Annotated in this window: 10 protein-coding genes and 1 pseudogene; 7 read left to right on the top strand and 4 right to left on the bottom strand. The window is 52.5% G+C overall.

Features of this window, described 5'->3' with window-relative positions:
* The first annotated feature begins 202 nt into the window (after nucleotides 1-202).
* The 4 genes from DBR46_RS24170 to DBR46_RS24155 all read left to right on the top strand — a co-directional run bounded on the left by DBR46_RS24170 (nucleotide 203) and on the right by DBR46_RS24155 (nucleotide 7,029).
* Entirely contained in the window at nucleotides 203-2,641 is a 2,439-nt protein-coding gene (locus DBR46_RS24170; protein WP_124528236.1) for a TerB N-terminal domain-containing protein, read from the top strand.
* Nucleotides 2,638-3,933, top strand: a complete 1,296-nt coding sequence (locus tag DBR46_RS24165) for an ATP-binding protein (protein ID WP_124528235.1) — start codon at nucleotides 2,638-2,640, stop codon at nucleotides 3,931-3,933. The genes DBR46_RS24170 and DBR46_RS24165 overlap by 4 nt, the downstream gene beginning before the upstream one ends.
* On the top strand, nucleotides 3,908-6,199 hold the full coding sequence (locus DBR46_RS24160; protein WP_124528234.1) for a DEAD/DEAH box helicase: 2,292 nt from the start codon (nucleotides 3,908-3,910) through the stop codon (nucleotides 6,197-6,199). The genes DBR46_RS24165 and DBR46_RS24160 overlap by 26 nt, the downstream gene beginning before the upstream one ends.
* A 347-nt stretch (nucleotides 6,200-6,546) precedes the next feature.
* The gene (locus DBR46_RS24155; protein WP_124528233.1) at nucleotides 6,547-7,029 is read left to right on the top strand and encodes a hypothetical protein; all 483 of its coding nucleotides are present in this window, start codon (nucleotides 6,547-6,549) and stop codon (nucleotides 7,027-7,029) included.
* A 773-nt stretch (nucleotides 7,030-7,802) separates the two neighbouring features.
* On the opposite strand, the gene DBR46_RS24145 is transcribed toward DBR46_RS24155, so the two are convergent.
* Together DBR46_RS24145 and DBR46_RS24140 are read right to left on the bottom strand one after the other, a co-directional pair.
* Entirely contained in the window at nucleotides 7,803-8,183 is a 381-nt protein-coding gene (locus DBR46_RS24145) for a hypothetical protein (protein WP_053479755.1), read from the bottom strand.
* 89 nt (nucleotides 8,184-8,272) lie between these two features.
* The gene (locus DBR46_RS24140) at nucleotides 8,273-8,716 is read right to left on the bottom strand and encodes a hypothetical protein (protein WP_124528232.1); all 444 of its coding nucleotides are present in this window, start codon (nucleotides 8,714-8,716) and stop codon (nucleotides 8,273-8,275) included.
* A 597-nt stretch (nucleotides 8,717-9,313) separates the two neighbouring features.
* Here DBR46_RS24140 and DBR46_RS24130 point away from each other — a divergent pair.
* The 3 genes from DBR46_RS24130 to DBR46_RS30605 all read left to right on the top strand — a co-directional run bounded on the left by DBR46_RS24130 (nucleotide 9,314) and on the right by DBR46_RS30605 (nucleotide 13,694).
* Nucleotides 9,314-9,784: a helix-turn-helix domain-containing protein gene (locus DBR46_RS24130; protein ID WP_124528230.1), complete on the top strand. Its 471-nt coding sequence runs from the start codon at nucleotides 9,314-9,316 to the stop codon at nucleotides 9,782-9,784.
* A gap of 426 nt (nucleotides 9,785-10,210) precedes the next feature.
* Nucleotides 10,211-10,891 (top strand): hypothetical protein, encoded by a 681-nt coding sequence (locus tag DBR46_RS30610; protein WP_256659386.1) that lies wholly within the window; start codon nucleotides 10,211-10,213, stop codon nucleotides 10,889-10,891.
* 385 nt (nucleotides 10,892-11,276) lie between these two features.
* Nucleotides 11,277-13,694, top strand: a complete 2,418-nt coding sequence (locus DBR46_RS30605; protein ID WP_256659385.1) for a hypothetical protein — start codon at nucleotides 11,277-11,279, stop codon at nucleotides 13,692-13,694.
* Nucleotides 13,695-14,316: 622 nt separating this feature from the next.
* On the opposite strand, the pseudogene tmk reads toward DBR46_RS30605, so the two are convergent.
* Together tmk and mltG are read right to left on the bottom strand one after the other, a co-directional pair.
* Nucleotides 14,317-14,613 (bottom strand): annotated as a pseudogene (tmk, locus tag DBR46_RS24120) (dTMP kinase); the annotation flags it as partial.
* A gap of 19 nt (nucleotides 14,614-14,632) precedes the next feature.
* Nucleotides 14,633-15,733, bottom strand: a complete 1,101-nt coding sequence (gene mltG / locus DBR46_RS24115) for an endolytic transglycosylase MltG (RefSeq protein ID WP_124528228.1) — start codon at nucleotides 15,731-15,733, stop codon at nucleotides 14,633-14,635.
* Nucleotide 15,734: the final 1 nt, after the last annotated feature.

Below are 15,734 nucleotides of genomic sequence, written 5' to 3'. Positions count from 1 at the left end.
CGCAAACCCGCGACGATGACTTCGTTAGAGACAAAGTTACGCGATTCCAGAAATAAGGACGATGCTCTCCACCTAGCTCAATCTATGGAGAATTTTGTTGCGGTACATCGGCGAGATAAACCTACATCAACTGCCATGCTTGGCGCCAATCGAAAAAATGCAGATACTGCCAATAAGCCAGCCGAACTTCATGGAGCGCCTGATGGCACGGAAGCAAAAAAGCAGCCTAGGCATGTCGAGCGCGGTGATCTTGATACTGATACTGGTCGTGGCCATCGCCGCTGCACCATCAAAGCTGCGGCTCACAGTCGCAGTTTTGGCAGGAATCGTTGCCGTCATCTGGCTAATAATGAAGTACTCCGCAGCGCCACCGAAGCGCCCTCCTCGCCTTAAAACGAATATCCTAGCCGACTCATTAGGTCAGACCGCCTCCTTGTCAAATCACGAGCAAAAATCTGAAATCAGCGTTGATGTGAACAGCGGAGACCGCGCTGGCTCAGATTTCCATACGATCAGGGTGAGCTCGCCTGAGCAGCAATTCACGATTCCCAAGCCTAAAAACCTAACCCCGAAAGCGCGATGGATTGGAAAAGATGAAACCATCACCGTCGGCGGACAGGCCCTTAAGGTTGCCTTGGTGTATTTCACTGAGAGAGCAGATCGGGCGTTTGACCAAGAGCCCTCGTTGATTGACGGCCAGTTGACTGTGCACGCTGCGCATGTGGATCTCACTGAGAAGCTAACCGGGTATTGGCCGAGTTACAGCGGCATTTCTCCTGCAGCACGACGTGGGTACCTGCAATGGCTGTCCGAGGGCCGCTGTGCACCCAGTGTGGATATAGGATATGTCTTCATCTTTTTTTACGGTCTCGAGCGTCGGGCCATCATTGATTCAATTACAGATGAGGCCGCGCGCTCGGAACTCCCCACCATCGCAGCGGAGATTGAGCGTCTTAAAACCCTCTACGGGGACAATTCATCGTTTCGAAACTACGCGTCGAATCTGCTCAACCACATACAACTCATGGATGTGGAACCGCAGATGTACTTGAATGCACCGCCTCGATTTGAGTCGAATGGCTTTGAATTGCCGATTGCGCTACGACTGGCATTAGGCCAAATGGCTTTGGATAAACATCCCCTGAACGCGGCGTGGGCAATGGCATGGGTACAGTCAGACCCTAACATCAGCCGCCGCACTGCTGTGAGCAGATGCGCGGATCAGTTTGCGCAGCTGTTCGTGGCCCGGTATTCAGCCCTTTATCCGAAGGGCCTTGTGCTTACCCAAAATAAGACTCTGCTCAAAATCGCCTATCGCTCCGCCTCTTCGCGCTTGAGCGCTCCCGAAATTGCGTTGGGTGATATACCGGATGTTTCCGCTACTTCGGCAACGCGTAACAAGCTGCAGGCTATGGTGGATGAATGCACTATAGCCCTCGACCCATACAGCAGATACCTAGGTCGTAACCCAGAAGGAGCCTCAAATCTGGAGGGTATTCTGCAACTGCCGGTGGCCCTATGGCCGGCAGCGGCGAAGGATGCAATCGCTGAACTGCAACTCCAAGCCGGGGATGAGCAGTTGGTGATGAGTTTTGGGGATCTGGCAGGTCGCTTTGGATCTTCAGGAGCTCTGCCTCGTGGAACAATTGTAGCCTTGGCAAGAGCCCTCGAGTCTTTGAATATCGGCTTTGAGCCAGATGTACTATCGGGTAGCCGTACTCCCAAAAATTCCGACACGATCGTATTGTTCGCGACGAGTGACGATGATGGAAGCCTAAGGACATCTTCGGACTATCACGCTGCAGCGGTAACACTGGATTTGGCAAGCGCGGTTGCGGCCGTAGATGGTGAAAGCTCAGGCGATGAGATGACCCAGCTAGGGCGGCATATCGATTCCTGGAGTCATCTTCGCGTATCTCATCAGAAACGGCTCAAAGCCCACCTGCAAATCCAAATTCTTCAGCCGCCTACACTGGCGAGCCTAAAGAAAAAGTTAAGCCCTCTGAGTGCCGACGCCAAACGCACCATAGCTGGGTTCCTAGCTCATCTCGCTCAAGCTGACGGAAACGTTTCGCCTCAGGAAGTCCGGCTGCTGGAGCGCGTTTATAAAACACTTGAGCTGGATACGCAGCTGCTTTACGGGGACTTACACGGCGCGGCCATCACCCCTTCTAGGAATTCTTCCGCTGCGTCCGCACTTGGTGCCGAGCCTAGTGCCAAACAGGCCGGTGGTACGTCAAGCATTACTGACGCCTCCCAAGGCTTCAATTTGGACATGGACAAAATTGCGCAGCTCCAACGCGAGACGGCAGCGGTTTCAGCATTGTTGGCGGAGGTATTCAATGATGAATCTCCGGAACCGCCTATCGTGAAGGTCAGTATCAGGGATCAGCCAACTGATCATACGGCGACTGTGCATGGGCTCGACACAGAACACTCAGCGTTTCTACGAATGATCGTGTCACGCCGAGAATGGAGCCGCCAAGAGCTGGAAGATGTTGCCACTGATATGGAACTCATGCTGGACGGTGCTCTCGAGCACATCAACGACATGGCGTTTGAACGGTTCGACATGCCAGTCTCCGAGGGGGATGACCCCATCGAGATCAACCCAGATATCCTGGAAGAATTAGCCTTATGAGCACGATACGCCCCAAAGATCGCGATGCGGTCATCCAGTCATTGCGAGCCGGTGTAGTTCCTCGTGCGGGCCAACATCTTATTCAGGTGGGTCGAGCGAAAGAGCTAGACGCTCTTCTGAAAGACATAGATCGACTAGCTGACGGCGGCTCCGCTTTTAGGGTCGTTGTAGGCGAATATGGTGCGGGGAAAACCTTTTTTCTCAACCTTGTCAGAGGCATTGCGATGGAGCGAAAGCTGGTCACAATGCACGCCGATTTGAATCCCGACCGTAGGCTTCATGCATCCGGAGGACAAGCACGCTCCCTGTATGCCGAGCTCGCTAAAAACATGTCCACCCGGACGAAACCGGACGGTGGCGCGCTGCAGGGTATTGTTGAGAAATTCATTTCCCAAGCCAAATCTGAAGCCAAAACGCGAGGTGTCGAGAGCGAAATCGTCATTCGCGAATTTCTGGCCGAACTCACTGAGATGGTAAACGGCTACGATTTCGCCGACGTAATTGCCAAATACTGCCAAGGGTTTGAACAAGGCGACGAGCAGCTGAAGGCAGATGCCATTCGATGGCTGCGAGGAGAATTCACTACTAGAACAGATGCTCGTGCGGCGCTTGGTGTCCGAACAATCATTGATGACGCATCGGTCTACGATCAGTTGAAGTTACTGTCGCGGTTCGTCCGGCTTGCAGGGTTTGGCGGCCTCATGATTTGTCTGGACGAGCTTGTCAACCTGTACAAGCTAGCGAACACCCAGGCACGCAACGCCAACTACGAGCAGATCTTGCGGATTTTAAATGATTCCTTACAAGGCACCACTGAGGGTCTAGGCTTCGTCCTCGGCGGTACGCCAGAGTTTTTGATGGACACGCGTCGCGGGCTTTACAGCTACCCCGCCTTGCAGTCACGGCTTGCTGAAAACACGTTTGCCAAATCTGGATTGATCGACCTGTCCGGGCCCGTAATCCGCCTGAGCAGCCTGACTCCGGAAGACTTCTACGTACTGCTTCAAAAGCTGCGTAACGTTTATGCCTACGGCGACCCGGACAAGTATTTGATGCCAGATGAGGCAATTCCTGCATTCATGTCGCACTGCAATCAACGATTGGGGGAAGCCTACTTCCGGACGCCTCGTACGACTATTACGGCGTTCATCAACTTGCTCGCCGTACTGGAGCAGAACCCCGGCGCGGACTGGCGTGCATTGGTAGGCGCTGTTCAGATTGCTCAAGACGATGGCGCCATGCAGGATTTAAGCATCGAGGCAGACGATGAGCTCACCAGTTTCAAACTCTGAATCCTCGTCTTTCGAGCGCCTGCATCCAGCCGTCCAACAATGGGTTTGGGCCCAAGGATGGACAGCATTGCGGGACGCCCAGGAATGGGCGATTTCAGCGCTAGTCGAAGCTGACCGGGACGTGATCATCGCCGCCTCAACTGCTGCGGGTAAAACTGAGGCCGCGTTCTTGCCCATCCTCACAAACCTGATGAATCACCCCGACCCTGCAGGTGCTGTCCTCTATATCAGCCCACTGAAGGCACTCATCAACGATCAGTGGGACAGACTGAGTCGACTGTGTGAGCAACTGGATCTCCCTGTTGTGGCATGGCACGGTGATGTGTCAGCAAGCAAAAAACACAAGTTCCTCAAGTCTCCCAAAGGCGTTCTGCTGATCACACCTGAGTCTCTGGAAGCATTATTCGTAAACAGGGGCTCTAGTTTGGCCGGGCTGTTCCAGAACCTGCGTTACATCGTGGTCGACGAGCTACATGCTTTCATTGGTAGCGAGCGTGGTAAGCAGCTCCAGTCATTGATGCAGCGTGTAGAGCTTGTCGCCGGAAAGGCTCTACCGAGAGTCGGGTTGTCCGCCACGCTGGGAGATATGTCGCTAGCAAGTGAGTTTCTTCGGCCCGGGCATCCTCAGCGGGTACAGGTAATTGAATCAAAATCATCCGGCCAGAATCTTCAAGTGCAAGTGCGCGGCTACGTGATGCCGCCAATGCAAAAGCTGCTCCTCGTTGAAGCACCGAAAGCTGAGCCTGATCAGAATCAAGATGAAGAGGAGGAGGAGGAAGACGAATCGGGCTCCAGACATGCCATCGCCGCCCATATGTACAAGGTGCTGCGTGGCAGTAACAATTTGGTCTTCCCGAACAGCCGGCAGGAGGTGGAGTGGTACGCAGACCGCCTACGTCGCCTGTGTGAAATCAGCGGTATGCCGAACGAATTCCTGCCTCATCACGGTAGTCTTTCGAAAGATCTTCGCGAAGACACGGAGCGCGCGCTCAAAGCAGGCACATCGCCAGCAACCGCCGTGTGCACCACCACTCTGGAGCTTGGGATAGACATCGGCAACATCAAGACGGTCGTCCAGATAGGCTCTCCGCCATCAGTCGCAAGCCTGCGCCAACGTCTAGGTCGGTCAGGTCGCCGGAACGATGAACCCGCTACGCTACGGGCGTACTGTCAGGAACGTGAGCTTACAGATCAATCGTTGCTATCAGATCTACTTCGCCAGAACCTCGTCCAAACCATCGCGATGATCAGGCTGCTGATTGGCAACTGGTTTGAGCCGCCTAGGGCAGAGGGATTGCATGCCTCGACATTGGTACAACAAATTCTGTCAGTAATCGCACAGCAAGGAGGAGCCAGCGCGGCGCAGCTATGGGGTAGTCTGGTTGAAAGCGGGACATTTAAAAGCATTTCCAAGCCTGACTTCTTTGCTCTACTGAAGGGACTCGGCGAGAAGAAACTGATCGTGCAGGACAGCTCAGGTTACCTACTACCAGGAGAAGTCGGCGAACGACTGATCAACCATTACGAGTTCTATAGCGCCTTCACCAGCGATGAAGAATTCAGGCTTATCCGCGAGGGCAAGCCGCTTGGGTCAATCCCTGTCAGTCGGCCTCTAATGAAGGGGCAGCGGATTATCTTTGGTGGCCGGCGTTGGCGCGTACTGGATGTAGATATCGAAAAAAAGGTGATCGTCGTAACCGCCGCTCGAGGCGGTCAGCCACCCCAATTCGACGGGCTTGGTGCGACGGTACATGACCATGTAAGAGAGGAGATGAGGGCCGTACTGACTGAAATAACGCCCTGCCCCTTCATCGATAGCAAAGCGCAGGAGCTGTTGAGCGAAGCCCGTAAATCCTTCAGATCTCTCGGGCTAGCACATGAATTCACCTACGGCTCTGACTCGAAAACTCATTTGTTGACTTGGCGTGGCGACCAAACCAACGACGCTCTAGTGCTCATGTTCAACTATGTAGGACTGTCTTGCGAGAGTTCGGGCCTTGCATTGTCGCTCGGCGACTCACAAAAAAGTGTCGCTGACGCCCTCGCAAGAGTTGCGGAACTGGATCCCGACGATATTGAGGCGTTACTGGATGGAGTCGAGAATCTAATCAAGGAGAAGTGGGACTGGGCACTGCCCCGCTCCCTGCTCATGAAATCCTATGCGTCATCTCAGTTGAATTTCAAAGGTGCGGTAGAGTTTGCAAGGTTGTTTACTACTCGATGGCTGCACGGAGGAAACGCTTTCGAAAGCACTACCGTCCATTAACGCTGAATTTACGTAGCCGAGGTCGTGTCCGCGCGTCAATCCATATTCCTGGCGTGAAGGGAGCCGTGACTTTAGGGCCAGAGTGTTGAGGCTGGAGAAGAATGGCTACGGTAGAAATTTCGTCGTTGGAGATATAGGCCTCGTGAGCGCATCCGTAGGCAACGAGCAGTAGCACCGACTCCCTTATTGACCCACTGGCGAGCCATCAGTAGCATGCTGACCAAGCGAGTACCTGAATCGCGCGGTCGGCACGCAAAGACTTTGTCACAGGTGATGCACCCTCCATACCACGCATTCGACAGTCGTCATTCGCGGGCAGCCGACACCGCTAACGACCGGAGTTTGCGATGATCCTTCCCGTTTTCCCTGTTGATCTTGAACGTCACGCAGGCCTGAAGAAAGCCGCTCGCGTTCTCTTCAAAACCTGGCCCGGCTTGAAGCCCATCAGTCACTCTCAAGCACTAACTGTTATCGCCAAAGGTCTTGGCTATAAAAGCTTCCATCACGCCAAAGAATTATCCTCGTCTTGGCCCGACGCCCGGCCAGGCATGGAGATCACCGAAGTCGAGTGGAACATCTCGGAGGCAATAACTGCTGAACTCCAAGCGCCAGGAAACCCTAAAGTGGCTATCAACCTAGGCAATCTTCTGGCGTACATTCAGACGCTCCCTTTGCACCATCTGAGGATCTTCAAGATCTACCCAGAGTTATTGGATGGCCGGAATTCATTCCCGCTCCTTCCACATGATGCACGGTCACCATTTGGAAAATTTCAACACAGCCCGATTTTCCCCCTCGAGGACGGATGGCAGATCTTCGACAACGATTAGAGTGATCAGCCGGCGACCCTGAGGGCATGACATTCTCAGTGTCTGAGGAATGCTCAGCCCTTTTAGAGAGGCGGCTCATAAACGCAGCGCACTTGAAAGCTAGGTAGAAGCCAAGCTCCAAACCGGCCAAGTAGACGTCACAGCATCATACGTTTCCCGCCTATGCGTTTTCAGAGCAGTAGCATTTACGGCGATGGTGTCCACGTATTTTTCTGGTGGAAAACAGCGTCCGTATTGCTGGGATCGCCTAGCTGCTTTTTTGGCAAGCGGAGCGCGCAGGCCTAAGGCCGGAGGCGTGAGGATGGACGCCCGAAGGGTCGAGACTCGGCACGAGGCTCGGTTCACGACAGCCATCCCGCAGGGCACGCCACTAAATGCTGGTATTAGACGACAGAGACACCCTGATTCCCGGGCGAAGGGGCCTACAAAACGTGCCCTTATGGTCACACTTTTCGGCTTTGATATCGATCTCACCCATCGCTCCGAGATAGATCCTACGACATGGCAACTCTGCAATGAGCCCTCGCTCAATGAGCATTGCGGGAATGTCCTCAAGTAGGTCATCCACTTCTAACCTCGTCATGCCCGCACGAGCCCTCTCCGAAACAAACGCATCAATATCGAAACCATGGACGGCAATAAATGGCCCCTCACGGTTGTACGACTCAAAGATCCCTGAGGCCAAAGTAATAACGTCGCCCTTCTTGACGATCATGACCTGCCCTCAGGATCAGGTTGGACAGGGAAATGTATCGTCGATAGCCCGACGAAAATCACTGCAGAAGCCGAGGTGTTGGGTGGAGCGTTCGGGAGAGGCGTAAGAACTCACGTAAGCTTGAACGACCATTGCCCCGCTGAAACGTGGCCAGCACATAGCGCGAATTCTCGGTCGTCATCACCCAGAAGCGCCCTTCGCGCTCGACTTTCAACACATCAGAAGTCCTGATCAGATGACCATCACCAAACCGACCATATTGGTCTTTACGCTTGTGGCCGAAGACCACACCGATGCCTGCACGAGCCTTAATTGAAACTCCACACAGATAGGCCGTTACCGGTAAATCGAAGCCCTGCGCCTCAGCCTTGATAATTCGTGTGAGATCGAAATCAGTATGGCGTTTCCCATGAAAATTGACGTCTAACGTGTCGAGCATGATTGCGCTCCAGTTGCAGTTCGTAGGGCGTTATCAAGAATTGCGCACGCAACCAGACGCGCTGGTATCGTGCGCAAATCTTGGTAATTTCAGACTGATCGAATCATGTTCGAGAGGAAGATCGGGCGAAGGTCTGTCAGCGAATCGATTTGAAAGCCTGGACGATGCGAGTTGTGGTAGACAGCCCCTCCCTCAACCTCTATCAGGCAAACCTCAAAATCACTGTCGTAGCCGAGAGTTACTTTTGTTACGCGCTCCATATCCCATCCAACCCTTCTGTTCATCCAAGCCGGAGTCATAACCTGGACGTCGACTAGCTCTTGTTCATCGCTCTGGGTCACGAGCATGTTCTGCAACCTGTGCTCACCCTCAATCATGTGAGTAAGTTCAGTGCTTCGCCCCTGTTCGCTCACACGGACGGTGAGGTGGTACCAGTGAGTTCTGAGAATCCGTGACACGCTATGCCAATGCGCAAGGCCTTCACCAAAGATCCCCGGGACGCCGATAAGATCTGAGTCTTGTGTTCTGAACATGGGATGTCCTTTGCTTTGCAGAGCTCATATAAAACGGAAATTAGAAGAAGGAAAAAATGGACTTGAGACTCGCAGTTTGCTCATGCCCCGACCCCATCAAAACGTAAATCGTATTCTTGGTCTCGAACATGACGCCGTCATCGAAAGCAGTACACATGCTAGAACGCACCCAATCGCCAGGTTGAAAGCGAGCTCGCGAGTCCACTACCACCTTGTGGGCAAACATTATGAGCGGTAGGTGATCAGCGGCATGAACACGCATGAGCTCTGCAGGCGTGAGATCGGCTCGAAAGATTGTCCACTCCTCCACCAGGCAATAAGCCTTGGGTGGCACACGCAGAGCTAGCGTTGCAACGATCTCTTCCACTGAAGCTGAAGAGCCCTGTCGGAGATCACTGTCTTCCAGAAGAAGGTCACTATGGACTGGGCCGGTCAAGCTAACGCTCCATCATGGTTATGCATCAATTGACAGTGACGAGGTCGGCATCGCGGTGCGGCAAGCCGGAAAATCAGCAAAATCAACACACGAATCACTATATATATTTGTATGTTGATTGGCAAACGCGGCATACCGTCTCTTTTTGAAGAGTCGCCAAGATGTCACTGCGCCGCCCTTACGCAGCCGTACTCCAATTACTACGCACATCCAAAGGGTTGCACCAGTACGCGATCGCCAGCGAGGTTGCCCAGTCGTTTGTCAGCAACCTTGAGGCTTCGAAAACCACAGCCACCGTGGACTCCACGAAAGCCCTAGCTGACGCCCTACAGGTGAATGCTGCAACTTTCTTCGGATTAGTCATCGCAGCCAGTCAACACCAGACTCCTCGCGAGGTGATGCTTTCAGCCATCGCTGAAATGGAAGCACTAGGATTGGCGGATACCGTTCTTCCTGCAGAACCTCAGAAGCTCGAAGCGCCAGTTGTGGCAGAAGCTCGGGAGAGGAAGGATCAGGTTCAGCGATTGAAAGCTCAGGGCTACAGTCGTGCCCAGACAGCGCGGGAGCTTGGCTGTTCTTGGACGACCGTTGACCGGCTGTGGGTGGCCAATGATCCTGCTAACGACACTTGAGCTTACAAGCACCTATTCGGACATAGCGACATTCGACAGCCGGAAAAACCGAAATCATGGCCTGAGTTGTCAAAACGAAATCCAGTGCGACGGTATAAGCTCCATCAGTAAGCTCGGCGCGGGCGCCGGTGACGTGACGAAAACAATGGAGTGTGGAAGTAGATGAGTGCGTACGAGCTAATCAAAGACTTGGAAAAAAAGCTTACACTTTATAAGGATCACCATGCAGTAACGTCGCAAGTGCGGCCAAACCGAATACATGAATTGTTAGCGGACTTAATCTGCAGAGCGACTATCTACCCTCGGCTGTTAACACGAAAGGTAGTCAAAGGGTTGATCGAGGACAGGCAACCTTGGCCAGCCGTTGATAGTGGCAATTACTGCCTAGCTTATCCCGTCAGCATCAAAGATCTAGAGGAGGTTAGGATGATCAGTTTCCCACATAACAATCTGTGTGTTCAGCGTACCGTCACAACGTCACCGGAAATGCCCGCAAAACTGCGCAACCAACTACACGCTCACGACCTTCTTTACGATGTGTCTTATCGCGGCGGAGAACTGGAAGCTCCTCATTTAAGGATTTCTAAAAGCAAAATAACCCGCGACCAGCTTGTACTGCTGCAGCCACACCTAACCTTGACGGAAGATCACGTAACGCTTTCAATCAGCGATGATGATATCTTCGGCGTTGGCACCTTCGTATGGAAGAGGCTACGTACCGAAATTACGGAGATTAAAGAAGCCTTTGAAGAGTACACGACTAGGATGCGCATGGCGGCTGACCGGCCGTACGTCTTCGAAATTGACTTCGACCATCACGTAGATTTAGACGAATTTCTTGAGTGCGCGCTCAACTACATAATTACCGATGAAAGCCTGCGTGCAGATTGGGAAGGCTGCGCTGCCGAAATTGCGATCGACTACAACCGCGTTGAATCGTTGACACAGATACAAACAGCCAGTGCCACCACTGAAATCGTGTATAACGACTCACTAAACTTAAGTCCGCTAGCTGACGTGATAAATAACTTGGTGCGCAAGCCAAAGAATACTTTACTCGAAAAAATCACGTGGTTCGAGGAAGGCCATCGAGGATGGCTTTCATGATCGGGATCGCGTATCCGACAGTCTAGTTTGGCTGATTATAAAGCACGAGAGAAACATCTACTCGCGCCATTCTAGTTTTCCTCTCACCAAAAAATTGATTGATATTTCCTCTACTTCCCCAAAACTAATAAATCTTTTGTTCACCCATGTACATGACGCTGCGTACCTGTGCTTCCTACTTTCTCATAGGCCAACAAATCATATAGGGTTAATTGGCCTGTACAAAAATATTTCCAGAGTCGGGCGTCCTATCTCCGATAAAGTTGCATACGAACGCATATGGCAAGATTTAGTGTGGAGTCAAGGACTTGAAATCTATTGCCTGGCTTACGAGGATCATTTCGAGTACACAGACATACATTCTGCGATTGATTCGATCTGCGAAATGGTCGCATGGTTCGCCGATCACGAGATCACCCGAAGTTCTCGCACACAAGTAATCGCAGACACCCGCCTGTCAAGTCTACGAAACGCTATCACCTCGATAAGCTACCTAGCACCGCATGGCGATAAGCATAATTTAATTGAAAACCATCTCCCGCTTCTAGCGGTTATTATCGAGCAACGCGCCACATTGAACCGAAAGGCGTTTGAGCCTATTCCTCTAGGAGAGTGGATCATAGCATTCTGGGCAATTGAACTAACCCAGACCAATCCAAACTTAGAAAGCAATGAGGCTTTGAAAAAACTCTGCGAGGTACTCATTTCAAGCTATTTGAATACCCTAAAAGAGAGACTTGATGGTCGATGGTATGGTGGAGATGACCCATTAGCGGTTGACGAACTACCTTGGGGCCAACTCCATGAATGCTTGACAAAAGGGCAACGAGCCAAGTGGATATTCGCCCTAGAAACTTGCGATGATCGAGAAAAAAACCTATCGGCGGAAAGATCGAGCAACCTGAACTCAGCAGTGAGACTACATCTGCGGGTTCTACTTCAGCTCTTCACCGTAGCCCGAGACAGTCAAACAAGAAATGACATTAGCTCAGAACTCATCTCTCTCACAAGACGGTTTGGTTTCGCACATGACCATTATTCTGGCGCTTTAAACTACTCCAATGACAACTCTGATTACAGCCCCATTCGTCTTTGGCCGACATTTTGCGAAGCCGTAAACGAGTTTAACGATGATCAATTTTATGATCTTCTTACCGTACTTGCCCCTGCAATTACTCCTTTGAGCGCACTATTCACGCTTTTGGAGAAAACAATCCCAGAGCAGCGAAAGGAGCAGATTGAATCCATCATCAAGGGTCGGGATATAGAGCAAGATTCACCGAACTGGATTCCAGAAATCTTTGAGATTGTTCTCAAGGCTGCCAACAACGGTCATATTGACATTGCCAAACACTTCCTAAATTCCATTAGAAACTCCGCACATAAAACACATAAAAACAAGATTGAAGAATTAACCGACAAAGTAGAACTGAAAAGTATATTTGACAACGCAGAGCCCGACATCAAGGAAAAGCGCGAACTAATCCGTAACTTCAAGACAGCAAACGACTCCAAGGAGGTCGTAAGATCAGTCAATGAATTTAAAAACTATCTCATTGCAAGTCTCAACATAACGATCGATAGCGATACATCTATTAGACAGTTTGCTCAGCTGGTCAAAGCCGCACCAACCCTACAACATGCCACAGGCCTTATCAAGAGCGCCTTATCTGCCCCAGCCTCCCCTGAGTCTTCCAAACAGCTTAGAGGGCATTTCAAGACATGGGCGTCTATTTTCAAGACGTCTGGCCCTGATTTAAAAAAGTCCGAACTTCCAGATGAAGAATTACGCAGCATACTTCAGCTTTGCTTGAAAACCAGGCACCTCAATGAATTCGGCGAGTTCTGGGGCATGGCTACAACCCGACAGCGAAATAGCTATCAGTTCGCTGCCGAACGCGCCGAGTATTTATCGAGATCGGGTCGCCGGCATGAGGCACTCAGTTACATTCAAACTCTTCGTTCAGATGAGACCGTGCTCCCACCTTTTGCGATAGACGAATTATCGATCATCGAATCGAGCCTCCTGTCTCAACAGACTAATTACTTGCCTCAGCTCACTTCTTCCCAAGGCCCTACGATCAATTCAGTACAAACTGACCTTAGAACTAGCTGGCTGAGAATTCGCGCCCTGAACGCTAACGACCAAAGCCAGATATTGATGGAGCCTAATAATTCGATTGACACCTATCTCCTTCAGATAATAGAGCAGGTAGGAAATGAGCTCTTGCTACGAAATGGAAATCTACTTCGGAAGAAAGCTGATGCCGGATCTTCCGTAATACCGCTGGATGATGAAGACATGATCAATGACTGGCTAGTATCGTTGATTAAGCAACGTATGAACTTTGTTGGATGGACAGTTCATGATCAATCACGGATGGGCTGGTCAGCTTCAGGCCAGCAAGTTGGTGAAACTGACGGATGGATTCAGGACGGCAATGGAAATCTTGTGTCCGTGATTGAGGCTTTTCGATTAGGCGATAAGATTGATCGAACCGTAATCAAGAAGCACCTAGATAAGGTATGCGGATATAACTCTACGGGTACTAGCCCCATATTTATCGTGATTTATACAGCTTCTGACGACTTCCCTAAACTTTGTTCCGAATATGAAAAGTACGTTAGAAATCTGGAGTACAAAGGTTTTGAAATAGGCCGACCTCGAAACCTCCGTCGTAAAATTATGCATATGCCAAAGGCAACAGCTTGGTATTACGAGGAAATACGCTACGTCAATGACACCGCTATAAATGTGTACCACCAATTACTTAACTTGAAGCCGCCATCACAAGCGATATGATTTGCCGAGAGCAGATTTGGCAGGACGCTGCATCTGCTATAGAGATCCGCCAAGCTAAAGCGTAATCAGTTAAGTTCTATTTCCCTTCTCGTAGATCGCCCGCCTTATGCAGGCGCCAGGGGCACTGTGAAGCGCTGTGACAGTGAAAAGCTGTGTATAGCTAGTCTGCCTATGCGCCAGCGATCACGTGGATCAGAGCGCGCCTAGCAACGTTACTGGTGGTTTTACATCCGGCGATCTCCTTCTCATCTCTAAGAACACACTGCGTCACCCGTTCCTGACGAGCGCGGGATGCCAGGACGTATCTCCCTAGATCTGGAGTTCTAAAGCTAATGTAAACAACGAAAAGCCCGGTTCTGCTGGCTTTCAGGCCACCGTCGCCCCTTCAAAGGAGCGACGGAATACTTAAAAGCGGTCGAAGGCCGCTTCTCTGTTTACATTTGGACGGAAAATGCGTCAAATTGACGTTGGTTTACAATCTGACAACGCGTAGGCTATAAAGAGTCTGCGGGTGAGAGTATTTTCAGCGAGAGCCCATTGAAAACGGGCCTGACGTGATCTAAGCCGACAATATGATGGTTCAGCCCACCTGTTTACATCGGCAGGCCTTAAAAAACAAGTTGTTGGTGAAACGGTCGCAAATCACCACTGCACCGCGTGCCAGCGCCGGGCGGATCACTTCGGCCAGGTGCTGGGCGCGGGCGGCGAACACCAACAGCAGCTCGGTGTCCGGGTTCATCGGCTCGTCACCCGGGGCCAGCAACACGTCGCGGATGCGCTCGGCCAGCGGCGTGCCGCCGGGCTCACGGGTCAACACCACTTCGATGCCATCGGCGCGCAAACGCTCGGCCAGGTAATCGCGGTTGGTGCTTTTGCCGGCGCCTTCGGGGCCTTCCAGGGTAATAAACAAGCCAGTCACAGGCAGTCCTTAGTCAGAGTCATTGCGGGCTTTGCGGCTCGGCGGGCGTGTCGGCCGCAGGCGCCGCCTCTTCCGCCGGTTTTACCACGGGCGCCGGGCTGGAGCGGTAATCGGCGCGGCGCTTGAGTTGGAACTCACGCACGGCGGCATTGTGGGCATCCAGGTCATCGGAGAAAATATGGCTGCCATCGCCACGGGCGACAAAATACAGGCTGCTGCCTGGCACCGGGTTCAGCGCGGCATGGATCGCTTCGCGGCCGACCATGGCGATCGGCGTCGGCGGCAGGCCGGCAATCATGTAGGTGTTGTAAGGGTTGGCTTCCTTGAGGTGGGCGCGGGTCAACTTGCCGTTGTAGCGCTCGCCGAGGCCGTAGATCACTGTCGGGTCGGTCTGCAGCAGCATGCCGATCTTCAGGCGGCGCACAAACACGCCGGCGATCTGGCCACGCTCTTCCGGTACGCCGGTCTCTTTCTCGACCAGCGACGCCATGATCAGCGCTTGATAGGGCTCGGTGTAGGGCGCATCTGGGGCGCGCTTGCTCCACTCCTGGGCGAGCACATCGTCCAGGCGGTTGTAGGCTTTTTTCAGGAACTCGGCGTCGGTCATCCCGCGCACGAAGCGGTAGGTGTCGGGGAAGAACCGCCCTTCAGGGAACACGCCGGGGTGGCCGAGTTTCTCCATGACTTCGCTGTCAGTCAGGCCCGACAGGGTTTGTACGATTTTTTCATGCTTTGCCAGCGCTGAGCGTACTTGGCGGAAATTCCAGCCTTCCACCAGGGTAAGGCTGTATTGCACGACTTCGCCGCGCTGCCACAGGCCGATCAAGCCCTGGGCCGTCATGCCGGGGGTCATGCGGTATTCACCGCTGTGCAGAGGCTGGCCATCTAGGTTGAAGCGCCAGTACAGGCGCAGCCAGAACGCGCCGTCGAGCACACCGTCGGCTTCCAGGCGATTGAAGGTACCGGTGGGGGTCGCCCCGGCCGGTACGTCGAGCAATTGCTCCTGGGTCAGGTTCAGGGGCTGCTTGAGGGCAGCGTCGTATTTCCAGGCGCCATAGCCCAACAGCAAGGCCGCCGAGAACACACCGACCAGCAGCAGTACAACCAGTTTTCGTATCAAC

The organism is Pseudomonas sp. KBW05, assembly GCF_003852405.1.
In the GTDB taxonomy this organism is placed as follows: Bacteria; Pseudomonadota; Gammaproteobacteria; order Pseudomonadales; family Pseudomonadaceae; genus Aquipseudomonas.
This window is presented reverse-complemented; position numbering and strand designations above follow the sequence as displayed.